This is a genomic window from Streptomyces liliiviolaceus, assembly GCF_018070025.1.
Classification (GTDB): Bacteria; Actinomycetota; Actinomycetes; order Streptomycetales; family Streptomycetaceae; genus Streptomyces; species Streptomyces liliiviolaceus.
In genome coordinates this window covers 3,324,697-3,347,544 of sequence record NZ_JAGPYQ010000001.1, presented here as the reverse complement: position 1 = coordinate 3,347,544, position 22,848 = coordinate 3,324,697, and the positions used below count along the sequence as shown (strand labels likewise).

Here is a 22,848-nt window from a genome sequence, read left to right as displayed (position 1 = left end):
GTCACCCCTCCCGTAATCCATTGCGTTCGGCGGGAATAATTGCGGGAAAATTCAATAGGTACGATTCGGCGGGTAGATTCGCGTGGTGGGTCGGCGAGCGACCCCGATTGCGATACGGTCGCCATCGCCGCAAGCATTACGGAAGGAATCCGGTGTTCTTAAATTTCTTCCGTTCATGCCTTCCCGCGGAACAGTCGATCGATCCGAGGAGGATTTCCGGATGACACACGATCACCCACGAGAGATAGCGCGACGTTCGATTCTCAGAGCGGTGGGAGGCGCGGCTCTGGCCGGTCCCGCGCTCCTTGCTGCCGCTCCCTCGTCCTTCGCGGCGTCGGCCGTACAGCCGGTGTCCGAGGAGCCGGACGCCTTGGAGAGCGCTGCGGCCGGAAACCGTCTGCCGCTGACGGTCGTCAACCACAGCGGAACGCACGGCAACGCGTCCGTCCACGTGTACATCGTGGGCACCGATCCCCGGGGCCGACAGGTTCATGTGAACCGGGCGGGCAAGGCCGTGCCGGTCGCTCTTTCCGACAACGGGGCGAACGGATTCACCGACTACGCTCTCCCACTGGCGGCGAACGGTGCGGCTACCCACCTCAAGCTGCCCCGCATGTCGGGCCGTATCTACCTGTCCATGGGCAAGAAGCTAAAGTTCAAGGCGGTCCGGGACGGGAACGGGCAGCCGTCGCTGCAGCACCCGGCCGGCTGGGTTTCCTCGGACCCCAACTTTGATGTGCTGCACGACTTCGCGGAGTTCACCCATAACGCTGCGGGCATGTTCTGCAACACGACCATGGTCGACATGTTCAGCATCCCGATGAACCTGCGGCTGACCGGTCGTGGACAGCACTCCACCGGAACGGTTCGTGAAGGGGGCCGCGCGGCGGTCTTCGCCGCGATGCGGCGTCGCGCGGCCTTCGACCGCCTGGTGGTCGACGGGCTGCGGGTCATCGCCCCTGGCCACGGACTCGACCTCGGGCTCTTTCCCAAGAACTACTACCGCCCGTACATCGAGAAGGTCTGGGACCGGTACAAGCGGCACAGCCTCGTGGTGAAGACGAACGCGGGCACCTTCACCGGCCGGGTGAGCGGCGGCAGGCTGACCTTCCACGGTCCAGCCACGGTCTCCTTCGACCGCCCCACCACGCGCGACATCCTTTTCTGTGACGGCGCGCTCGCCGCACCCAACGACGGCGTGCTCGGCCCGGTGGCCGCAGTGCTGGGCGCCGGTTTCAACCGCTCCACCCTGCTGCGGACCGGCCCCCAGCCCACGACCCGTCCGGCGGCCTTCTACCGGACCACGCTCACCAACCACTACGCCGGTGCGATCCACTCGGTGGTGGGGAACGGCAAGGCGTACGGCTTCGCCTTCGACGACGTCGGGGACTTCGCTAGCTACATCCAGGACGTCGCGCCCCGGCGTCTGCAGTTGACCGTCACACCCTTCTGACCGGCCTCGACGGGCGTGTGCCCGTGCACGTGACGGAGGGCCGTGCGACCCGGATCGCCGGGGCGCACGGCCCTCCGTCACGCCGGTCAGAACTTGCTGCCGAAGTTCTGCGTCCAGTAGGTCACCTGCTCGGTACCGGGCTTCTTGGCGTAGCCGACACCCAGGTGCTTGAGCGAGCAGTTGAGGATGTTGGCCCGGTGTCCCGGTGACCTCATCCAGCTCTTCACCACCGCAGCGGCGGTCCGCTGTCCACCCGCGACGTTCTCCGCCAGCGCGCTCCACCCGGTGTAGCCCGCGTTCTCCGCCCTGCGCACCAAGGTGCTCCCATTCGACCCCGTGTGGTCGACGAACTCATGGGCGGCCATGTCGACGGAATGGCGCTGGGCGGCCTTGGCGAGCGCGGCGTTGGCCGTCAGCTTCGGGCAACCCGCCCTGACTCGTTCGGCGTTCGTCAGTTTGAGTACTTTGACACGAAGTGACGTGCCGGCGGGTGCCGCAGAGGCCGGCGCGGCGGAAGTCGCGGACAGTGCGGTGGTCGCCGCTGCAACGGTGAGCAGAACGGCCAGGGGGCGGGATATGGGCATGTCGATACGTCCTGTCTGGGAGAGGAGTCGGCTGCATTCGTGCGGGTCTGCAGATCCGGTCACGGTTCTTGTCCGGCGGATCTCCCTCGGACAAGGACCGTGACCGGACAGGGGCCATGCGGCTTTCAGGGAGCTGGTCAGCAGCTCTTGTTTCCGCCGGGCGCGACCTGGAGGATCCGGGCGAACTTGTTGTACTCCGCCACGCGGCTGCGCACCTGTGCCGGGTTGCCTCCATCGCATTCGATGGCACCGTTGATGGTGCGGATGGTCTGTCCGAAGCCGGCGCCGCTGACCATCGCGTGATGGCCCGTCATGGTGCCCGCGCCTGTCTGCTTCATCCAGAACCAGAGCGCCGTCTTCCATGCGACGACGGGCTTCTTCTGGACCATCGACGGGTGACGCAGCAGATCGATCCCGAGGGCGTCGCCCGCGGCCTTGTAATTGAAGTTCCAGCTCAGCTGGATGGGCCCACGACCGTAGTACTCCGCACGGCCCGCAGGACAACCGAAGGGCTGCGTATCGTCGCAGTAGTGCGGGAAGTTGGCGGTGTTCTGTTCGATGATGTACTTCAGTCCGCCTGTCTCATGGGAGACGTTGGCCAGGAAAGCGGCGGCCTCCCGCTTCCTGTCGGCCGGAGATCCCGTGTGAGCGAAAGCGGGAAACTTCTTCATCGCCTTCCTCAACGAGGCGTAGCTGTAGAACTTCTTGTGGTGGGGAAACATACGGTTGTACTCGCCCTTGCTCACCACGAAGCCGTCCCTGGAGGCAGGAACATCGGCAGCGGCGGCAGCCGCGGGGCTGATCAGCCCGGACAGCAGCAGGGCGGACAGCATTCCAAGAACCTTGCGTGATAAAGACATCGAGCGGACTCCTTCACATGGTGGGTGTGGTGTACGTGCTGGGCAGGACGTCACGTTGGTTCGCGGGCACGGTGGGACCGTCCCCGTAATGCATGCCGTCGCCCACGGGACGGCCGGCCAGCAGGGCGGCCAGAGAGAGTTCCGGACCAGGAGCAGCCGACATGGGCCCCGTCCGCCCGGGTTGGACGGACGGGTTCGGTCGTCGGCCCAATGAGCGGGCCGAAGCGGTGTCAGGGTGGCTCAAAGCGAGGGAGACAGCGCCGAGAGCGGCTGCGGCCGTGCCGAGCGTCGCCGTCCTGAGGACCAACGGCGGCCGCCAGGAACACTGCACCACGTGGGCGCGCAGTTCCCGTTCGAGCCGTTCCATCAGGGGTGACTCGATGGAGGTCAATGCCCCGCCCACGACCACGATGCCGGGTTCGAGCGCGTTGACCAGACCAGCCAGTGCCCGGCCCGCGTGAGTACCAGCACGCTCGACCGCCTCTCGGGCACGCTCGGCTCCGGACCGCAGTGCAGATTCCAGCCCGGCGACATCCGTGGCCGCCCCGTACGCCTCCAGCACCGCTCCGCTGGAGGCCACCGTCTGCAGGCAACCCCGACCGCCACACGAACACGGTGCGCCCTGGGGCTCCACCACGATGTGCCCGAACTCTCCTGAACGGCCGTAGGCACCTCGGTGCAAGCTACCGGAACTGATCAATCCGCCACCGACCCGGTTCGACAGTTCCAGATAAAGCACCTCCTTCTGCCCTTCTGCCGCACCCCAGGACGCCTCGGCCAGGGCCGCCAGCCGAACGGCGGAATCCAGCCGGACCCTGGCACCGAAGCTGCGGCTGATCATCTTCGTCACGGCCCGCTGGTCGGCTTGCGCCGACAGGACAGACTGCGAACGCGGCAACGACACCCCGACGGCATCGAAGGATCTCTGTCCTAGCTGTCCGCCGACTGCAGCGCGGGCCAACTGCCGGGCGAGTGACATGCGTTCCGGCCACGAGGCGGTGGCCAGATGAGTCTCGACAACCGTGCGGATCTCGCGGCGCGCCGGCACCAGGGCGGCTACGCGGATACTCTGATGCCCGAAATCGATACCCAGGACACAGCCAGCTGCGGGATTGAGCTCCAGTTTCTCCGCCGGCCGACCCCGTCCGCGCGACGCGTTGTCCGGCACCGTGGCCACGATCGTACCGGCGTCCACGAGCTTGCTGACGACCTCGTACAGCGTCGTGCGGGACAAACCGCACAGCTTCCCCAACTCGCTTCTCGTCAGGGGGCCGAACCGGCGCAGCAGTCGTACCACTTGGTCGGCGTGCTGTCCGTGCGCAGGCTCGTCGAAGTCGTTCCGCTGCGGTCGGCGTAAGACCGGGTAGGTACGCGCATCCGACACTCTCGACATCCCTCCTCGGAACAGGAAGCAACTTCCGCGAGGAGGAAAGTAGGGAGGGTTCTTGTGAAAACTATGTGACTCCTCCGAGTGGGCACTGAAGAGGTGCTTGGCCGGGTGCGGATGGAGAACGTCCGGCTGCTGAAGGCTCGGAAGGGGCGGATCTGCCGGGTGCCCGGGGTCTCTCACACCGGCTGCTACCGCTACCTGGCCGCCGAGTCGCCCCGCGCCGAACACCGACCTGACTCGACCGGAGATGAGCCATCGGGACAGGTCGGACGTCTCTTCGTGCTACTCGGTCTTCGGTCCGTACTCGTCGTCCGGGGCCGTCAGCCAGTCCCGGCGCAGCAGCGGCAGAGTGTGCTGCAGGTCATGTGTGCCAGAGACCGGAAGCCATACCTGGAAACACGCTCCAGGTGCCCCGTCCGGACGGTCCAGGACCGCGACCCGTCCCTGGTGCAGGGCGATCTGCTGTGCGACCAGGGTGAGGCCGAGGCCCGATCCAGGACTGTCCGGGCTTCGGAGAAACCGCTGGAACACTTCCTCACGCGAGGCCGGCGGTACTCCGGGACCGTGGTCCTCGACGAGGAGAAGCGCTGCCGGTGCGCCGGCGTCATGGACAGGGCTCAGGCTCACCTCGATCCGGGCGACACCATCTTTCGCACGGCCATGCGTCCAGGCGTTGACGAGCAGGTTGTCGACGGCTGAGCGCAGCCCTTCATGCCATGCGTGGACCAGCAATCCGCTGGCCACGGTCACCGTCAGACGCGCCTGGGGGCGGGTCCGGCGCAGATCCGCGACCGAGGACTGTACGACCTCGGCCAGGTCCAGTCGGGTGAAGGCGTCCATCTCCACGAGATCTCCCTGCGCCAGGGTGCGCAGCATGCCCAACAGTCCGAGCAACCGGGACTGTTCCTGCCCCATCTCCAGAAGAACCGCTTCCCGGTCGGCGGCTGTCAGGTCCGGATACTCACCGAGGATGTCGAGGTTGGTGCGCAGGCTTGTCAGTGGGCCACGCATCTCGTGGGAGGCCGCCGCGGCAAAGGACCGTGCCGTGGCCAGGGCCTCTCCCGCACGAGCCGCCTGCTCGTCGTACCGGGCCAGTGCGGTTTGCAGGGTGCGGGCGAGGTCATCCACCTCAGTGACGCCGCTCAGGGTGTGTTCCAGGCGAAGGACAGTGATGCGGGGGTCGAGTCCGCTTGTGCGGTGCTGAAGACGTCGCAGCGACCTGGTGGCACGATCCGCGATCAGCCAAGCGATCGACCACGTCACCGGCACGGAAATCAACACCATGGTCCACATCCGCTCACGGACATGGGACAGTTGCGCCTGGTAGGCGGTGTCGGGAGAGTACATCCACAGGTTGGGCCCGTCCGGAGGTATGCCGTTCGACGGGGTGACCCGCCGGGATGTAACGAGCCACCTGGTGTTCCCGGAGTCCGAGGTGGTCAGCATGACTGGTTCCGTTGCTTCCTCCGGTAGCTCCGTCGCCAAGTCCTGCGCGGGGCCGCCTTCCACGATTCCGTCGGGGGCGTCCAACCGGAAGCCGACGTCCAATGCCGAGTCGATGAGGCGGCGCCGAGCGTTCTCAGCGATGACAGGGTGATTGGCCTCGACGGCTTTGAGGTACGCCTCGGCATTGTGGGTGATGGCCGTGGCGCGGGAACGGAGCTGCATCTCTTGCTCGGCATGCAGGTCCTTGGCGAACCACGCCAGCAGAAGCCAGTTGGTAGCAAGGGCGAGAACGGGCACGATCACCGCGGCGGTCAGGGCGAAGCGGGTGGAGAGCCTCACGACGTCGTACCGCCTTTTTGGACACTCCTGTCCATGCGCAGGACGAATCCCAGGCCTCGCACAGTGTGCAGCACTCTCGGGTGACCGTGGGCCTCCGTCTTACGCCGCAGATAGCTGATGAAAGTGTCCACGGCGTCCGTACGGACACGAGCGTCGTAGCCCCAGACGTGTTCAAGCAACTGATCGCGGCTGAGGACGATGCCCGCGTTGCGAGCCAGCGTCTCCAGCAGGTGGAACTCGCGCGGTGTCAGGTGCAGCGGCTGTCCGTCCAGCGATGCCTGATGGACTGAAGGATCCACTGTCAGAGCACCCACTTCGATGCGATCCGTCACCACGGGAGGGCGTCGTCTCAGCAGTGCTTGCAACCGCAGTTTCAGTTCCTGCAGCGCGAACGGTTTGACCAAGTAGTCGTCGCCGCCGGCTTCCAGTCCGGCGATTCTGTCGGCCACTTCGTCCAGCCCGGAGAGCATGAGTATCGGTACCTCGTCACCGCTCTCGCGCAGCCTCCGGCACACCTCGATGCCGCTCAGCCCGGGCATGCAGACATCGAGGACGACGACATCGGGAGGCGTCCGGCCCAAAGACTCCATCGCGGCGCGTCCGTCCTCGGCCAGGATCACTTCGAAGCCACCCAGGCGAAGCCCGCGCTCCAGCGAACGCCGCGTATTGATGTCGTCATCGGCCACGAGAACCCGTCCGGTCCTGCTCGCCATGCGATATCTCCGATCAAGCAGTCCACGCACTCAGCACACGGGTACCCTGGTGAGGGCAAAACCAGCGGCGGCTGAGAACCTGCGGCCAGACATGAAGAACGTCAGGTTTCTGGGGATCTGCGGCATCATGCAGTCCTCACCGCCCAGCGGTATCGGCCGCATGGTCACCATCGTAGGATTCCCTCGGGCGACCGTCGGGCTCCATAGGAAAATTCGTAGAAGTCCAAGTTCCCTATGGCCAGGTTCACATGAACAAGATTGACCGCCGACGGCACCAGCCGGAACTCCCGCGGAAGCTCTTCGTCCCCACCTTCGTCGTCTAGATCCTGGCTCCTGGTCGAAGCCGCAATCAGCGTATGTTCTCCCCTCATGGCAGCGGCGTCGGCCAGAAAGACCACTTGGAGCCTGGCATCGCCGGCCAATGCGGACAGCACCACTTCTCCTGGGTCCGCCCCTTCGAACGCGGGGTCGTCGACCAGATGGGTCTGTATCTCGTTGCCGTCGACGGGCCGGTTGAGCAGGTCGACAACTGACCGCCATGCTTCGTCATCCGAGTAGTCCGTACGCACGACAAGGGCGTCGGACTCGAAGTCGGCCCCGTCACGGCTGATCACTGGCCGTGTCCTGGTCGGTTCTTCAGACAGTCGGACCCCATGCCATGCCCAGAGCGCGAACCCATCGGGATAAACCACAGCCGGGCCTGTTTCAGAGTGGAGCCGGCCATCACTGTCCCGGTGTATCGCGGTGGGGCGCTCTGTGAGAAAGACGGCGTTCCTAAATGGCCACCACTGTCCGGCGGAGCGGGCAACACGCATGACACCGGTTAGCTGGTCGACGGCTGCGACAGAGCAGTGGGTGCGGAAATAGTCGTACGCCGCCAGCCATTCAGCATCCCGCTGACCGGGTACCGACGCACAAATACCAGTACCGATCTGCTCCCGGACCTGAGCCCGGACATGCTCCCAGACTCCGGACCATATGCCGTTCCGGGCGGCGTGGTCCACCGCCCTGGTCAAAATTTGTCCATCGACCTCCTTCTGGGACTGCTCCCGGACCCGGTCAAAGCTCTGCGACCACACTCGTTCCACGACCGGCTCTCCGACTGCGGACCGAAGCCGTGACCACCTGGCCGTCTCCGATTCGGTCCAGTCTTGTCCCCATCCCTGCACCTGCGACCAGACCTGGTCCTGGATCTGCGCCCAGCCCCGGTCCAGAATCCGCTTCTCCCCGATCGCCGCGGAATATGTCAACATATGCACCCCCAGCGCGCCAGCGGCAGGCGAATCGAGCCACACGAAAACCGCAGGAGGCTCAAGTCCCACCGCGCGATAGGCATCGCAAGCCCCGGCCTCGGCCTCGGAGCGGTCGGCTGGGCCCGTCGTAAGGGCGACATCCGTCCAGTCGTCCCTGATGGCGTCCAGATCCCTGACCCCGTCTTCACATGCCATGATGTAGCTCTCTGTATTGCAGTTAGTCATGTGATACCACTTGGCGAATATACAGATATACTCTACGGCGCTGAGTAAATTTCAATACCGCCAGATTGAAAATATTCACTCCATCCTCCTGTCATTCAGACGGTGCGGCGTCGACCGGTGACCTTGGATGCCGGGAGGCGTCCAGCCTTGGCGGTGCCGGTCAGGGTGTCACCAGTGACCGTCACGGCGAAGGCCAGGTTCAAACGCATGGGCTTGGTCACAGCCTGCTTCCAGGTGATCAAGTCGCTTTCGAGGACGACATCGCTGAGCGGGACTTGCTCTTCGGGCCCGTAAGCGGTCCCGGTCAGGACTCCGTTCGGGCGCGAGATTTCGACGACGACTTCGATCATGCCGACAGGGGTGTGGACGGACAGGTTCCAGATGCCTTCGACGGACATTGCGCTGTTCTTCCTAACGGTGCGTTACAAGTCAGCGACTCGGGGTGAGCTCTGCGTGGTCAAAGGCCGGAGGGCACCGGGCCCTGATCGCGCCAGACGGTGCCACGGCGCTCATGGGCGAACAGCTCTTCGACAGCGTGAGCGATCCGAGGGCCCACCTCTCGCTCCAGGAGATACAGGCCCAGATCGAGACCAGAGGTGACGCCGGCGCCAGTGACGAGATCGCCGTCGTCGACGATGCGAGCACCGACGGCACACACACCGGTAGCGTCGAGCAAGTCTAGGCCCGCATGATGGGTGGTGGCATGACGTCCCTCCAGCAAGCCGGCCATGGCCAGTACGAGAGAGCCACCGCACACCGCGCTGACCGTCACCTCCGGATTGTGCATCGCTGTCCTCATCAGCTCAGGCAGCCCGGTCGTCAGCGTACGGGCGAGCAGCACGGGGATGAACTCGTCCTGCTGCCACTGCCCAGCACCCGCGTCGCAGTCGGGTGCTTCACTGGGCTCTCCGACACGGCCCGAAGCGCCGGGGACCAGGATGAGGCCCGCACGCCGAGGGTCGAGGACGCCGGTGGCACGCAGCGCTAACTTTCCGGTCCCGCTGATCACCTCGCGCGGACCTTCGGCGGAGACCAGTTCCACACTTACCGCACCGCAGGAGGCGGTGGCGCCAGCGTGAAGTACTTCGTAGGGCGCTATGACATCTAGCGGATCGAAGCCGTCGAACAGGACGATTTGGGTGTGCATGGAGAGTTCCCTCGAATGCAGTGAATCCGGTCTGCGCCGGGCGGAAGGCGGGGCCTCCCCGAGGCTAACCGGCTGCCACTTTCCCCCACAGGAGCATTAGTGACATCTTCCAACGGAATTTCGCCACCACAGCAAGTGCAGCCCTGAGCCGCTTCTCGGTGACAAGGGCGACGACTCTTACCTGAACCAGTGCGAGTTGCGCAGACGCGGGATTCTGCGGGCCATCTCTCGTAAAGACACCCCGAACGGCAAGGGCCTAGGCGAACTCCGCTATACCGTCGAGCAGACCTTGACCCTGCCCCATCAGTTCAAGCGCCTAGCTGTCAGCTGGGAATTCCGCACGACAGCAGCTCAACATCCGAAACAGTGGAATTCAGCGCCGATCCGAGACGGTATTCGGGTTCTCTACCTGCCCAACCTCAACACACTGCACGAAACGTCGAGGCTGGAAAATAAAGCACAATCCATCTAGATCAGATGCCCGCCAGGCGTTGGAAAATCGAATCCCCTGCACTTTTTTCCAGCATTTAAGATGGGATTATCACTAACACCTACCACTGTGGCAGCAAGCTGCATTTTTCCAGAAGCTATATCATTATCGTCTATCAAATCGAAGAACCGACGGCGAGCCGCAAGAAACTCCGCATCGGCGACCACTCCAGTAAAGGCATTCGGGTTCTACCCAACACGCATCAATTCGAAGCGCGTAATAGTCGTTCAATGTGCAGCACTGCCGTCACCGATAATCCCAACTCTGGCGATTCTCGCGAAGTTATGTTCAATCTTCCTCAAATACCCGACGCACACTCTCAGTATTTTCTTCAACTTCGTTCGACGCTCCGCAACCTCAACATATTCACCGATGCGCGCGGTCGATTGGGTTGAATCTAAGGAGGACTTCACCGAAAGCCTGACAGGTGTTACCCCATCTGCATCCGATGCCACCTCGATCGAAGCTGGACCATAAGCGCAGACCTGGGAAGTTCCTACACCTCCGATCAGCGCGAGTGACACCACACCGCCGATCACTCAATTACGCAAACGCTGTATCTCGCCTCCTCGTAGCACCAACCTGAACCTCCGCACTCTCCAAAAAAAATCCGGAGGCTCACGGTTTACTCAATCTCTCCTCATGTTTCTTCATCGTGAAAACCTGTGCAAGACCTTAAGGACCGGATAAAATTGGATAAATTGACACCAGCGATCGCGCCGCCGTGCCCGGACGCTGCACGGGCCCGCTGCTGAAGGTCCGCGGTGCGCTCGGGCGGATAGCTCTCAAGCGTCAGGGCGATCAGACGAACGCCCTCCAGGGCCGGGCAGTTAACCGGCAGCCGCACCGTGGCCCAACCCAGTGTCACAGATGTGCGACTCATTGAGCTTCTTCAGCCGCTTCTCCTGAGAGTGACGGACAGTCAGGTGTCTACGATGCCGGTGATCAGGCCAGATGCCTCTTGTCTGGCCCGAACCGGCATCGTCGACGTCACCCGATCGGTGGCCGTTCTGAAGATGCTCATTGTGATTCGAGACGGTGATGGGGCGGCGATGTTGATTTTGGCGTACGACAACCCGCTGCGCTCTAGCACTCGGTGACCTCTCCCCTGTCTGCTCTTCTGCAGCACGGGCACCTTGCCCTGCGAGCGGGTCTGCCGCGCGCTGCCCCTGTGCCTGGACACCCCTTGTCGCCGATGCCGGAGCCTAGGACAGGGAGGACAGTGCGGTTTGGAGCGAGATCGGTGTGGCCGCGTACGTCACCCGCCGGTCCGCGCCCAGGAACGGTGGGCCCTGTATGTCTCCGCTTGGGCCGTCGCGGGCCTCGGCGCCGTACACGACCGCCTCGCCGACGGCGACCAGCGGGGCACCTTCGGCCGTACCCTCGACGCCGTACGCCTCCTCGGTGCCGAGGCCGCCGTCCGGTCCCGCCGTGAACACGCCGTCACCGTAACGGCCCGCCTCCAGTGCCGGCCACCACCGAGGACCGCCGCACCGACGACTTGCGATACGGGAACCGTGCAGGACATCGATCACGAGATCGGCGAGATGTCCTTTGTCAGGACGGATCACGTCTTCCGGTTGAACGGAACGCAGGTGGAGGCGTTCTCCGGTCTTGAGACGAGCCTCTTCGCTTACCTGCGCGACGGGCGGATGGAGGAGTACCGGCGCGACGCACACGCTCTGCGATCGAGGTGAAGGTCTGTCCGCCGCCAGGACGACTGGGACGAACCCGTTTCGCTGCGCGAGGACAGTTCCGTCATGGCCATGCGACTGCTGTCCGAGCCGCCACGCACACACCGCCGCATGCGCGCGCTCTGAATCGAGCCGACAAGATGCTCTAACTCATGACTGGCTGAATGGTGCCCCTTCGGACACCCGCCGAGCTGTTGCCAGAGGCACCTTCGTGCCAAAGTCATTCCACGTGACGGCCCGATAACAAGGAGTGGTGCATGCAGGACGGGGGACGCCGGTGGCAGCTCGTGGTGCCGACCGGCGGGGACACGCTGCGGCAGGAACGTCTCACACGCGATCTGTACGCGGCCCTGCACGGAACGGAGGGCGTGCTCGCCGGCTTCGCCGAAGACGACGCAACATCACGACCGGGCCACAAGGGCGTCGGCGCCGGCGAGGTGGCCCTGTGGGCTGCCACGGCAACCGCGGTCGCCCGACCCGCTTCCCAGATCCTGATCACTGCGATCAAGGAATGGTGCGCCAGGGACCGTCACCGCAAGGTCGAGGTCACCTACGACGGGCATTCCGTCGCCATCACAGGCCGTCCGGACGCTGCTCAGGAGCGCGTGGTCCGTGAATTCCTGGACAAGGTGGGTGACGCCCCGTCCAACGGATCGGAAGGTGACGGCGAGTGACCCGGCTTGTCAGACGCCGCGCCTTACTCATCGGCAATGAGCATTACGACGACAGCCGCTTCCCCCCGCTGCCCTCCACACGGGCCGACATCTGGGGCATGGAGCAGGTCCTCAGACACCGCAACATTGGCGGGTTCGTCTCCATCACATCCCGGGAGAACTTGACCGCCGCCGACATACAGGAGGCCGTCAGCGAATTCCTGGACGCTTGCGAGCAGGATGAACTGGCCCTGGTCTACGTATCCGGACACGGCGCGCGATTCGTGCGGGACAGCGGGGAGTTCCACTTCATCGCCACCGACACCGACTTCGACCGGATCGCGGAAACGGGCGTGAGCGCGGGCTTCGTCAACGAGCAGCTGGAGCAGTGCTGGGCCCCGCAGAAGGTCGTAATGATCGACTGCTGCCGCAGTGGCGGCTTCGCCGTGGGCCTGCGCACCTCCGACAAGCAGGCCGACTCCGTCGCGAAGTCCGCCGAGCAGGAACAGCCCCTGCTCACCAGCCGCGGCGTGTACGTGCTGTCGTCGTCACGGGCCGGTGAGGACTCATACGCCGACACGGACAGCAATGGCGAGGTGCAGCCGTCCGCCTTCACCGCCGAGGTCATCGAAGCCCTGCGCACCGGCAAGGTGAGCAAGGACGGCAAGGGTGACGTGTCCGTGGAGGACCTCTTCCACTACGTCAACCGGCGCATGCGCGCCCAGGGTGCCCGCCAGGTACCGGTCAAGTTCGCGCACGGCGTCGACGACCGTATCGTCATCGCCGACTGCCCGTTCGGCGCGGCCCCGCTGCTCACACCACTCACCCGTCGCTCCACCCTCACCTCCGCGCCGCAAGCCCAGGCACCCACGCGCAAATCCGCCTCGTCTCAGCCAACGTGGCACCAGCTCATGGACTACTACCGCGAGTGCGTGCTGTCCGACGAGACCAAGACCCCGCTGATGTCGGTCGGCGACCACGACACTTCGTACGTCTGCCTCTCCGGCTCGGAGCGACTTCTCTCCGGCGACGTCGACGACAACGGCTGCATCCCCGTCCCGACAGAAGCAAACGAGCTGATCGAGTCGGCCACCGAGCAGGAGGCTGAACTGTGGACCGGATACCCGGCTGTGGTCCTGACCAAGCCACGCGGCGGCCGCCCCTGGCGGCACCCGAAATTCGCGCCCCTGCTGATCCGCCGCGTGGAGATCATCTCCGAAGACAGCCAGGTACGGCTCAAGCCCTACGGTCCCGTCCAGCCGCACCCTCAGCTGGCGCGGGACTGGCTGGGAGACGAAGAGGCCGCCCAGCTCACCGACACCTTCCAGCCGACCTGGCATCGCGGCCAGCACGACCGCATGGCCGTGGAAGCGAGCAAGCTACTCCGGGAGGAGTTCGAGATCCCTTGCGTCCAGGAACTCCTTCCCGATCAGCTCGCCGACCGCATCGACATTCACACGCCCGGCGACGGCGCGCGCAACACCGCCGTGCTCTTCGCGGCTCTGCCCGACACCGCCTACACAAAGAAGCTCCTGGACGACTTCGCCGGTATAGCGGAGCAGACGGACCGCATCCAGGCGACAGCGCTCGCCGCCCTCTCGCCCGACCCGGCCGAACGCACCCGCGCACTGGCCCTGTCGGAACCAGAGCCGACACGTCTGGTCACACCACTGCCCTGCAATGAGGCCCAAGCCGCCGTGCTGCACTCGGCCATGACCCGACGGCTGACCGTCGCCACGGGACCGCCGGGCACCGGAAAGAGCCAGCTTGTGGCCAACCTCGTCGCCACAGCGGTGACGAGCGGCCAGACCGTTCTCGTGGCCTCCAACAACAACGAGGCGGTGGACGAGGTCTGGCGCCGCTGCGACACGCTCGTACCCGGCAGTGTCATACGCACCGGCTCGGCCAAGGCCAAGACCGGGAACTACGTCGAAACCGAGGCCAAAGGCCTGGGCGCCCTGCGCACCGCGCCGCAACCAGTCCCCAACGTGGCCACGGCCGCCATGGACGTCGACATCGCCCGCGGCCAACTTGCCCGCGTCCGGCAGGACCTCGCCCAGGTCACCACGACCGAAAAGGACCTGCTTCAAGCCGGCCAACTGCGTGAGGAACACGCCGCCCAACTCGGCCGTTCTGTAACCGAACTGACCGAGGTCCTGTCACAGGCAAGAAGCCTCGGTCAGCTGGAGGGCCGGGCACGGCGTCTGGCCCACGCCCGGTTCTTCGGCACCTGGCGGCGCGGCCGCTTCCTGAGCAAGATCGGTCTCACAACCTTCGAGGGAGACCGGGCAGAAGGCTGCCTCGCTCTGGCCGACTTCGCTGCTGCGGAAGGGGCCTGGCGCAACGGATACGCACAGGTCGCCCATGTCGATGACACCGCGCTGGCTACGACGGTCGGCGCTGTCGAATCGGGCGTACAAAACGCCTCGCGCACCCTGCTGGAAAGCACCGTGCGGGGCAACGCGCGGACCGGCCGTCAGCGCATCCGCAATCTCTTGAACGCCAGGGACAGCAACCGCACCGACTGGGCCGCCGTGCGCGAGGTGCTCCCTGCCGCACCCGGCTGGGCAGTCACCAGCCTTTCCGCTCGGCGCTTCCCGCTCGGTCCCGCCCTGTTCGACCTGGTCGTCATCGACGAGGCCAGCCAGTGCGCCATCCCGCACGTGCTTCCTCTGCTGTTCCGGGCACGGCGAGCCCTGATCATCGGGGACGCCATGCAGCTCCCGCACATCGCCAAGATCAGTCCGGAACGCGAGGCTCTGATCCGCCGCAAGACCGGCCTGCGCTCCGGCTGGCTGGAAAAGCACCGGCTCGCCCACCGCCGCCACTCCGCATTCCACGCCGCCGAGCGCTCCGCGGGAGGCACCCTCCTCCTCGACGAGCACTTCCGCTGCCACCCCGACATCGCCGCCGTGTCCAACGAACTCTTCTACGACCAAGGGCTGACGGTCCTCACCGACACCCGAGGCCGCCCGTCCCTGCCCAGGCAACCGATCTTCTGGTCCCACGTCCCCGGACGGGCCACCCGGCCCCCGTACGGCGGCTCTTGGGTGAACCACGACGAGATCCGGCAGGTGGACAGCTTCGTACGTGCCCTGTTGGAGGAACTCCCCGAGGAAGCCACGATCGGCGTGGTCACCCCCTTCACGCCCCAAGCCGACGAACTCCGCGCACAACTGAGGCAATACGGCCGGCAACGCGTGCGCGTCGGCACCGTGCACACCTTCCAAGGCGGTGAACGCGACGTCATGGTCTTCTCCCTCGTCGCCGCTGAAGGCATGCACGACAGCGCAATCGGCTGGGTCCACCGCCAGCTCAACCTCTGGAACGTCGCCATCACCCGCGCCCGCAGCCACCTCATCGTGGTCGGCGACATGAACCTGTGGCGCAAGTGGAGCGGTGTCGCCACCGAACTCCTGAACGCCGCCACCACGACCGGGCCTCGCATCGAAGACCATGCGGGAGACAACCTGCTGCAACGCCTCTACCAGGCCATGTCCACACAGCCCGGAACGACAGCAGCGCTCGGCGAGAGCGTCTACGGCCACCCCGTCGACGTCCTGATACGCACCCAGGACGCTGCCCGCCCACAGGCCGTCCTGCTCGACCGCGGGCCGGACGAAGGCGCTGACGCAGCACGCCACCTGCGCCTGATGCTGCACCGCCGTCGGCTCGTGGACTGCAGCGAAGAGAGCGCTCGCGCCCTGCGCTACCCGGCGTGGCGGCTGTACGACACGAGCACCTGCTGACCGGTGAACGGCTCTTGGACGCCGGTCACTTCCCGTAGGCCTGCTTCCAACGCGCCCGGTGACGGGGGTCCCCCTGTCCGCCACCGTTCACACGACTCAATGCCAAAAGGGAGGCTCCGTTGTTCCACAAGCCGAGGTGATTGCGGTGCACAGCGAGAATGCCGTGCTCCACCGCGAACCTCTCGGAAGGACGGCTGAACCTGGTGGTCGTCACAAACACCGCCACGTCGGCCTGGAAGTGGACCTTGGCACCCAGCAGATCACGTAACTCACGGCTGGCGATGGTGCGGCTGGGCGCGTACCGCTTGCACTGGATCACAAACGTCCGGCCATCCGGCAGACGACCGACGACATCAGCACCGTTGTCGTGCGAACCACCCACCCGCCGAACCTCCGTACACCCGTCCCTGCGGCACAAGTCGGCGACGAGCTCCTCGAACTCGGTGCCCGTCATCGCATCCACCTCGGCCAAAGTCCGTCGACCGGCCTTCACCGCCTCGTCCTGGTGCCAACGGCGGTCCCGAGCACGCACCCTCCGGTCGGTGCGCCACAGCCACCAGCCCACGGCTCCGATACCGCCGAGGACCACGCTCCCGACGACGTACGGCCACACCTGCGACCAGAACACCATCAGCACGATGAGCAGGCCGCCTCCGCCGAGCACGATCGGCTTTGTTCCTGTGGCCCGCCCGCTACGACGAGCTGGCTTCCGTCCACGTCGAACAGCCATCTCACCCTCCCCGAACCCTCCTGAAGCGAGAGTCTCGGCAAGGCAGGACAAGCCCGGAAGAGCGCAAGCCAGCCATGGCCGATTCGACTTAGCCAGACCCAGGACTCGGACGGTCACGCGAGCGTAGAGGCGGGCCCTGGCCCCCTAACCGATCCGCCCGCTCGTCACGGCTTGTGCGCCTCTTCCAGGCCACGCAGGACGCATCCATGTCGAGGCACCGCTCACCGCCTGCAGACGACAGCCCGCCGCATTGGTCCGCCAGCCCGATGCGCCCCCGTAAGCCGGTTGGGCTGTCACCACGCCCCGATCTCACATGGTCAGCCACCCACGGCGCTGAATGTGCGTGCTCGACCAGATGTCGGCGGCTGGAGGTCGGCGGCCGTCCAGCTCCCCGGGCTAGGGCTGGCCCACACGGCCCAACCGGCCGGATATGAACTCTGCGGCCGTGTAGTCCTTCCCTCGTTCAGCAGCCTGGAGAGCATCTGCGAAAATAGCCGCTTCGTCAGCGGCGAGGCGATCACCCTGGACCATGCGAGCCAGCAGCTTGTGGATGCTGAAGGGCGTGAGGTTGTGGTGGAGTGATTCAATGCGTGCGTTGTAGTCCTCGCACAGCACGTACGGGTCCATCTGCTGAAGCCGCTCGGCCATGGCCATGATCACTGACTCTGCCCAGTGCTCCGCCGGATGTCTCAGGCTCCTGCCGCTGCGCATGATGTCCTGAATCTCCACGACCCGCTCCGCCGCAACAAGTTCGTCGGTGTCTACGGAGTCTCCCAGCCAGTCGAGTTGCCCCAGCGCTGCTACCGCCAGGTCTTTGATGTCTGGTGGGCCCTGGCTTGCCAGGCGTTCCAGTTCGTCGACGACGACGTCCAGCAAGACGCGGCGCTGCGACACCAGTTCGCCCTGGACCGTCTGGCGCAAGTTGTCATTAGAGGCAAGGGACAACAGCGAGGAGGTGTCGACGAACCATAGGGCAGGCTTTGCGGGCGCGGGAGTCGTCACCGCGCTGGCCGGCGTCAGACGAGCACCTCGGGATCAGCTTCCATCACCGCATCCCACAGAGCATCGTCGTCCTCGCGTTGCAGCAAGGTCGCCACTACGCCCAGGCCCACGTGCTGGTTGCGGGCTGCGTCTACCGCAGCGCTCAAGAGACGCTCGGGCGCGCGGACTGTCTGCCGAACCGTGATCCCCGCACCAGTGGGAGCTACCGAGGCGTGGCGTGTGACGAGATCTGTCACCCTCTGGCTGCGCAAGCGCTTGCTCTGATCGTAGGTGATCAAGCCCATGACGCAGAGCTGGTAGACCAGGGCCGCCAGGGAGGCGCCGAACTGCTCCATGAGTGCAACCAGGCTGCGCTCGGTGACACGTCCGGCACTCAGCCATCTCAGGGTCTCGCGAATGCCCTCCTCGGGCATCAGCAAGTGGCCCGCAAAGGCGTTGACACGCCTTTCTTGCAGATTGTCGGCGAACATGTCCCGCTCGCCCTCGTTGATGACGTCACGTGGGTCACCGAGCAAGTGGTGGCCCAGTTCGTGAGCGAGTGTGAACCGCACATGACCTTGGGAGAAGTCAGTGCTGGCCACGATCAGCGCCACACCGTCACCATGGATGCATAGCCCATCCGTCTGAGTTCCGAGTGGAGACAACGCTACGTCGACCCCGAAGTGCCGCTCGATCAGTCCGGGCAGGTCACCCAGCTCGTGCGAACCCAGGCCAAGTTGGTGTCTCATTTGCTCGGCCAGGCGTTTGCCCTGGCGTTCGGCCTCGGCCTTGTTACGCGGACGCTGGGACATTTCCTTGCGTGCGTAGTCGAAAACCTGCTGCCCTGCTGCGGTCGGCAAGGCGGGAGGCGGCGCCGCGCGCTGAGTCAGAACGTCCTCGACCTCAAGCAACTGCAGTGCGCGGCGCTTGGCGTTGCTGTCCTCGTCCGGGCTGGTGTCGCCTGCCAGCCGGTGAGCCATGGCCAAGGTCGGCCGGGAAGGCTGCCCGAGCAGATTGGCTACCGAGACGCCCAAGGCTTCCGCGAACTTCGGCAGCTCCCGAACACCGATCTTGCGCCGACCGTTTTCGATCTTCGAGATTTGGTCCTTACCCAGCCCGACGAGGGCACCGAGGGCATCACCCGTCAGTCCACGGCGGGTACGGGCCTGTCCGACTCGGTATCCGACATCGGCAGGGCTTGCAGTCCGGGTCAAGGACTCCGCAGGAAGCAACGAACCCAGCGCTTCCATGCCTGTCAGTCCGCCTCGCATAGCCACCCCCTCTCACGGCGTCCGTCTCTTCGATACCAGTGTCGCAACCAATCCCCATCATCGCAACTATCTCTACACCATAGTTGCGAATCTGGGCCTGCTGTGGCGCACCGGACTCCGGCCAGCTCGGCCACGGCCACTCCTCACACCGAGTGAGACCACACCGCACATCCAGACCCAGGCCGTGCTGGAAGCATGCTCACCGCGCGTGACCCAATCAACGTGATGATCTACGTTCCCGCGGATTTCGCGACGCGCAGGAGAGGTGTCAACGGTCATTGAGAAGTCTGGTGGGGCGGTCGGTGGACATCCGGGCTGGTGGACAGGTTCTGTCCCGGAGTCATCCCGGGGCACGGGGCCTCCGAGGTATGCGCAGGGTGGCCGACTGACGGGCCGAGCGCCGGAGGTTCCGGGGGCTGCGCTAGGGACGTAGACGGCTCTCCTTCGACCGGAGCAGACCACACCGAGGCAGCCACGGCACACTTCCCGGGTCCACCCCAGGGCGCACCATCAGTGATCGAGCTCAGCCAGAGCGGGTCGAGAAGAAGACACCTCGTACATGTACTTCCGATATTTGTCCGCCGCCTGAATGTCAGCTACAGGCCGGCGTTGAAGCACCTTTAACGCCTGGAATGCCCGGATCTGCCGCATGGGCTGAAGACAGTGACGACAATACGCGGGCCCAAATTCGACCCGGATTCGACCCGGGGAGTTTGTTCAACTAAAAAACATAGCCTCTGACCTGCGAAAATAAGGAGCGGCAGACGAGTCGGGCTGTACGCCGGGTTCTGTCGCCCGGTCGCCTCGCGGCGGCCGGGGAGACGGCCATCCATCTAGGGCCGGCGTTGCCGCCGGCCTCGTGCGGTCTACCCGGGGACTCGGGCGGGCAGCCCTCGAACGTCCTCGCAGAGCGCCTTTCACGGCGCTCCTTTTGACCTTGCTCCGGGTGGGGTTTACCTAGCCGCCTGAGTCACCTCAGGCGCTGGTGGTCTCTTACACCACCGTTTCACCCTTACCCGGCGCCGAAGCGCCGGGCGGTTTGTTTTCTGTGGCACTGTCCCGCGGGTCACCCCGGGTGGCCGTTAGCCACCACCCTGCCCTGTGGAGCCCGGACGTTCCTCGGGAAGCGCCCCCGAAGGGGACTCCACGCGGCCGTCCGCCCGGCTCGTCTGCCGTGTCGACCATGCTACCGGGCGTTCGCCCCGCCGCCGTCCCGAGGCCGTCGCCAGGAACGAGCCCAGCAGGATCAGGGTGAAGGCCGCCACCACTCCCGCCGTCAGTTCCTCGTCCAGGAACAGGACGCCCGCCGTCACCGCCACCGCCGGGTTGACGTACGTGAAGACCACCGCCCGGGTCGGTCCCGCCTCCCTGATCAGTTCCAGGAAGGCGACGAACGCGAGCGCCGTGCAGATCACTCCCAGGCCCGCGAGGGAGGCCAGGACCGGGAGGGAGGGCGGGGTGGAGGGCCATTGCAGGGTCGCCGCCGGGGCGTACACCAGGGCCGATAGGAGCAGGCACGGGGCTATCAGTTGCAAGGTTGGGATCTGGCGGAGGTAGCGGGCCATGATCAGGGGGGCCGTCGCGTAGCCCACCACCGTGATCAGCATCTCCGTCAGCGAGCGGGCGTCGCCGCCCGTCAGGTGCGGGATCGTCAGGACCGCCACGCCGCCGAGGCCGAGCGCGAGGCCGAGCGTGCGGCGCATGTCCAGGCGTTCCGTGTCGCCGAAGAAGCGCGACAGGAGGACGCCCACGATCGGTACGCCCGCGATCAGCAGGCCCGCCGTCGAGCTGGAGAGGTGGCGTTCGGCGTCGGTCAGGGTCCACCACGGGCCGATGATCTCGATGCACGCGAAGGCCAGCATGGGGCGCCAGTGGGCCCGTACGACTCCGGGCAGGTTGCCCTGGTGGACGGCGAACGGGAGGAGCAGCGCCGCGCCCACCGCACAGCGTGCGAACACCACCATGGACGCGGACATGCCACCGTCCACCGCCACTTTGATCATGAGATAGGGGACGCCCCAGAGCACTCCCATGAGGGAGAAGAGAAACCAGCCGCGTGCAGTCATGCGCGCAGTCTCGGCCGGGTCAGCGGCGGGCGTCTTGAACGCTGTTGCGGTACGCCGCCGGCGTCACCCCCAGCACCCGCCGGAACCAGCGCGTCAGGTGCGCCTGGTCCGCGAAGCCCACCAGCGCGGCGGCCTCGGCGGGGCGGTGGCCCGACTCCAGCAGGCAGCGGGCGCGGTTCACCCGGTACTGGGCCAGCCATGCGTACGGCGGCATCCCCATGCTCGTACGGAAGGCGCGCAGGAGCTGGTAGCGGGACAGGCCGAGGTCCGCTGCCAGGGCCGCGAGGGAGGGCGGGGCCAGGAGTTCGTCGGCCAGGCGGTCGCGCACCTCCTGTGCCACCCGGCCCGCGCCCGGGATCGTGTCGCACACGTGGCGGGCCGAGGAGTGGCGGCGGGCCAGGGCCGTGAGCAGCCACGGTATGCGGGACTCGGTCTCCAGGGGGTCCGGGCAGGCGCTGAGTTCGGTGTGGGTCAGGCGCAGGGCGGCGGCCAGCTCGGGGTCGTCGAGGAGTGGTTCGCGGAAGTTCGGGATGCCCAGGGTGCCCTCGGTGAGCAGGGGTGTCTCCGCGTACAGGGCGCGGTAGGCATAACCCCCGGCGGTCGTGGCCGGGCCGCCCGTGTGCACCTCGTCGGGGCCCAGGACCACGATCGAGCCGGGGCCCGGACGGATGCGGCCGCCGCGGTAGTCGATGACCTCGGCGCCGGCGACGCAGACACCGACGGTGAACTCGTCGTGCGCGTGGGGCGCGTACCTGTGGCGGTCGAACGTGGCCGTCAGCAGGTCGAGCGGCCTGCCGGTGCCACCGAGGGTCGCCCTCGTCCAGACGGCCCGCTCACGCCCGCCCGTACCTTGACGCCCACCTGCTGCCCCCATGGCCGCACCCACCTTTTCAAGTCCCGGGGAGTGCAACGCCCGCGTGGCTCGTTTCCATGCCCCGCCGCGGTGCGGCTCGCTTGACCTTGCCGCAACGTCAACGTTTCTACTGAGGGCATGCGGATCGGAGAGCTCGCCGCGGCCGTCGGCGTCACGACGCGGACCGTGCGGCACTATCACCAGCTCGGGCTGCTGCCCGAGCCCGAGCGGCGCCCCAACGGCTACCGCGACTACGGACTGCGGCACGCCGTCGCACTGGCCCGGATCAGACGGTTGACCGAGCTGGGGCTCGGGCTCACCGAGGTGCGGGACGTCCTCGCGGACGACGCCGGCCGCGACCTCGACGAGGTGCTCGCGGAACTCGACGACGACCTGGCGCGCCAGGAGGCGGCGATCCGGGCGAGGCGGCTGCGGCTGCGCGCCCTGCTCGACGCGGGCCGGATGCCCGCCGAGGGCCCCGTCTCCCCCGAACTCGCCGCCATCTTCGGTGAGATGACCCGGCACCCGGAACCGGCGATCGCAGCGAAGGACCGCGAGATGATCGCCCTCCTCGAAACCGTCGCCGCCCCGAAGGAGCGGGAGCGGCTGGTGTCCGCGCTGCGCGCCACCGCCGATGTGCCGGGCGCCCTGGAGCGGACGCAGGCGGCGTACGCGCTGCTGGACGAGCTCGCGGACGCCGACCCGGCCGACCCGCGCGTCGAGGAGGCCGCCCACGCCATCGCCGACTGCCTCCCGGACGAGGCCCTGGCCGACCTGGGCCTGGACGGTCTCGACCCGGACGGACCCGAGATGAACGGCGGCGGGTTCCTGAGCGCCTTCCTCGACGAGTTCCCGCCCGCCCAGTCCGCGGCGGTCCTACGGACGATCCAGCTCCTCGCGCAACGTGCCCGCCCCGAACACGGTCGCCCGGAGCGTGGGCGATGACGGCCG

At 66.1% G+C, this 22,848-nt stretch carries 18 protein-coding genes, 1 other RNA gene and 1 pseudogene; 5 read left to right on the top strand and 15 right to left on the bottom strand.

The features are described 5' to 3' along the window. Positions 1 to 220: 220 nt before the first annotated feature. Positions 221 to 1,453, top strand: coding sequence for a beta-1,3-glucanase family protein (locus J8N05_RS14620; RefSeq protein ID WP_210883112.1), 1,233 nt, complete (start codon positions 221 to 223; stop codon positions 1,451 to 1,453). 86 nt (positions 1,454 to 1,539) lie between these two features. Here the strand turns inward: J8N05_RS14620 and J8N05_RS14615 are convergent, their stop codons facing one another. From J8N05_RS14615 to J8N05_RS14575, 9 genes are all read right to left on the bottom strand, one after another. Then, on the bottom strand, positions 1,540 to 2,037 hold the full coding sequence (locus J8N05_RS14615) for a CAP domain-containing protein (RefSeq protein ID WP_210883111.1): 498 nt from the start codon (positions 2,035 to 2,037) through the stop codon (positions 1,540 to 1,542). A 137-nt stretch (positions 2,038 to 2,174) separates the two neighbouring features. Continuing rightward, entirely contained in the window at positions 2,175 to 2,897 is a 723-nt protein-coding gene (locus J8N05_RS14610) for a chitinase (RefSeq protein ID WP_210883110.1), read from the bottom strand. A gap of 13 nt (positions 2,898 to 2,910) precedes the next feature. Next, positions 2,911 to 4,281 carry an ROK family transcriptional regulator gene (locus J8N05_RS14605; protein WP_247706278.1) on the bottom strand — a complete coding sequence of 457 codons (1,371 nt, stop codon included), beginning with the start codon at positions 4,279 to 4,281 and terminating at the stop codon, positions 2,911 to 2,913. Between the two features lie 288 nt (positions 4,282 to 4,569). Beyond that, entirely contained in the window at positions 4,570 to 6,030 is a 1,461-nt protein-coding gene (locus tag J8N05_RS14600; RefSeq protein ID WP_247706277.1) for a sensor histidine kinase, read from the bottom strand. Positions 6,031 to 6,068: 38 nt separating this feature from the next. Next, positions 6,069 to 6,785, bottom strand: a complete 717-nt coding sequence (locus J8N05_RS14595; RefSeq protein WP_210883104.1) for a response regulator transcription factor — start codon at positions 6,783 to 6,785, stop codon at positions 6,069 to 6,071. A gap of 164 nt (positions 6,786 to 6,949) precedes the next feature. Next, positions 6,950 to 8,233 carry a DUF6924 domain-containing protein gene (locus J8N05_RS14590; RefSeq protein WP_210883103.1) on the bottom strand — a complete coding sequence of 428 codons (1,284 nt, stop codon included), beginning with the start codon at positions 8,231 to 8,233 and terminating at the stop codon, positions 6,950 to 6,952. 125 nt (positions 8,234 to 8,358) lie between these two features. Further along, positions 8,359 to 8,661: a hypothetical protein gene (locus J8N05_RS14585; RefSeq protein WP_210883101.1), complete on the bottom strand. Its 303-nt coding sequence runs from the start codon at positions 8,659 to 8,661 to the stop codon at positions 8,359 to 8,361. 59 nt (positions 8,662 to 8,720) lie between these two features. Beyond that, entirely contained in the window at positions 8,721 to 9,410 is a 690-nt protein-coding gene (locus tag J8N05_RS14580; RefSeq protein ID WP_210883100.1) for a DJ-1/PfpI family protein, read from the bottom strand. Between the two features lie 1,695 nt (positions 9,411 to 11,105). Beyond that, a complete protein-coding gene (locus J8N05_RS14575) occupies positions 11,106 to 11,339 on the bottom strand; it encodes a hypothetical protein (protein WP_210883099.1) in 234 nt (77 codons plus the stop codon). A 78-nt stretch (positions 11,340 to 11,417) separates the two neighbouring features. Between J8N05_RS14575 and J8N05_RS14570 the strand changes: the two genes are divergently transcribed. From J8N05_RS14570 to J8N05_RS14560, 3 genes are all read left to right on the top strand, one after another. Continuing rightward, the gene (locus J8N05_RS14570; protein WP_210883098.1) at positions 11,418 to 11,597 is read left to right on the top strand and encodes a hypothetical protein; all 180 of its coding nucleotides are present in this window, start codon (positions 11,418 to 11,420) and stop codon (positions 11,595 to 11,597) included. Positions 11,598 to 11,851: 254 nt separating this feature from the next. Further along, positions 11,852 to 12,268: a hypothetical protein gene (locus J8N05_RS14565; RefSeq protein WP_210883097.1), complete on the top strand. Its 417-nt coding sequence runs from the start codon at positions 11,852 to 11,854 to the stop codon at positions 12,266 to 12,268. After that, positions 12,265 to 15,996, top strand: coding sequence for a caspase, EACC1-associated type (locus J8N05_RS14560; RefSeq protein WP_210883096.1), 3,732 nt, complete (start codon positions 12,265 to 12,267; stop codon positions 15,994 to 15,996). Before J8N05_RS14565 ends, J8N05_RS14560 begins: the two co-directional genes overlap by 4 nt. A gap of 25 nt (positions 15,997 to 16,021) precedes the next feature. Here the strand turns inward: J8N05_RS14560 and J8N05_RS14555 are convergent, their stop codons facing one another. From J8N05_RS14555 to J8N05_RS14525, 6 genes and pseudogenes are all read right to left on the bottom strand, one after another. Further along, entirely contained in the window at positions 16,022 to 16,627 is a 606-nt protein-coding gene (locus J8N05_RS14555) for a restriction endonuclease (RefSeq protein ID WP_247706714.1), read from the bottom strand. Between the two features lie 495 nt (positions 16,628 to 17,122). Continuing rightward, on the bottom strand, positions 17,123 to 17,647 hold the full coding sequence (locus J8N05_RS14550) for a hypothetical protein (protein ID WP_210883094.1): 525 nt from the start codon (positions 17,645 to 17,647) through the stop codon (positions 17,123 to 17,125). A 95-nt stretch (positions 17,648 to 17,742) separates the two neighbouring features. Next, complete coding sequence (locus tag J8N05_RS14545) at positions 17,743 to 18,957, bottom strand: helix-turn-helix domain-containing protein (protein WP_210883093.1); 1,215 nt, start codon at positions 18,955 to 18,957, stop codon at positions 17,743 to 17,745. Between the two features lie 782 nt (positions 18,958 to 19,739). After that, positions 19,740 to 20,146, bottom strand: an RNA gene (gene rnpB / locus J8N05_RS14540) — RNase P RNA component class A. Between the two features lie 67 nt (positions 20,147 to 20,213). Then, positions 20,214 to 20,981: pseudogene (locus tag J8N05_RS48115) on the bottom strand (DMT family transporter); the annotation flags it as partial. Between the two features lie 82 nt (positions 20,982 to 21,063). Further along, on the bottom strand, positions 21,064 to 21,918 hold the full coding sequence (locus J8N05_RS14525) for an AraC family transcriptional regulator (RefSeq protein WP_210883091.1): 855 nt from the start codon (positions 21,916 to 21,918) through the stop codon (positions 21,064 to 21,066). Between the two features lie 117 nt (positions 21,919 to 22,035). On the opposite strand from J8N05_RS14525, the gene J8N05_RS14520 reads away from it, so the two are divergent. Next, positions 22,036 to 22,842 (top strand): MerR family transcriptional regulator, encoded by an 807-nt coding sequence (locus tag J8N05_RS14520; RefSeq protein WP_210883090.1) that lies wholly within the window; start codon positions 22,036 to 22,038, stop codon positions 22,840 to 22,842. Positions 22,843 to 22,848: the final 6 nt, after the last annotated feature.

Excerpts from the sequence above, each read along its gene's own strand:
- J8N05_RS14595 (WP_210883104.1), bottom strand. The coding sequence starts at position 6,785 with ATGGCGAGCAGGACCGGACGGGTTCTCGTGGCCGATGACGACATCAAT.
- J8N05_RS14610 (WP_210883110.1), bottom strand. The coding sequence starts at position 2,897 with ATGTCTTTATCACGCAAGGTTCTTGGAATGCTGTCCGCCCTGCTGCTG.
- J8N05_RS14555 (WP_247706714.1), bottom strand. The coding sequence starts at position 16,627 with ATGGTGTTCTGGTCGCAGGTGTGGCCGTACGTCGTCGGGAGCGTGGTC.
- J8N05_RS14580 (WP_210883100.1), bottom strand. The coding sequence starts at position 9,410 with ATGCACACCCAAATCGTCCTGTTCGACGGCTTCGATCCGCTAGATGTC.
- J8N05_RS14545 (WP_210883093.1), bottom strand. The coding sequence starts at position 18,957 with ATGGAAGCGCTGGGTTCGTTGCTTCCTGCGGAGTCCTTGACCCGGACT.
- J8N05_RS14525 (WP_210883091.1), bottom strand. The coding sequence starts at position 21,918 with ATGGGGGCAGCAGGTGGGCGTCAAGGTACGGGCGGGCGTGAGCGGGCC.
- J8N05_RS14520 (WP_210883090.1), top strand. The coding sequence starts at position 22,036 with ATGCGGATCGGAGAGCTCGCCGCGGCCGTCGGCGTCACGACGCGGACC.
- J8N05_RS14590 (WP_210883103.1), bottom strand. The coding sequence starts at position 8,233 with ATGGCATGTGAAGACGGGGTCAGGGATCTGGACGCCATCAGGGACGAC.
- J8N05_RS14620 (WP_210883112.1), top strand. The coding sequence starts at position 221 with ATGACACACGATCACCCACGAGAGATAGCGCGACGTTCGATTCTCAGA.
- J8N05_RS14565 (WP_210883097.1), top strand. The coding sequence starts at position 11,852 with ATGCAGGACGGGGGACGCCGGTGGCAGCTCGTGGTGCCGACCGGCGGG.
- J8N05_RS14615 (WP_210883111.1), bottom strand. The coding sequence starts at position 2,037 with ATGCCCATATCCCGCCCCCTGGCCGTTCTGCTCACCGTTGCAGCGGCG.
- J8N05_RS14585 (WP_210883101.1), bottom strand. The coding sequence starts at position 8,661 with ATGTCCGTCGAAGGCATCTGGAACCTGTCCGTCCACACCCCTGTCGGC.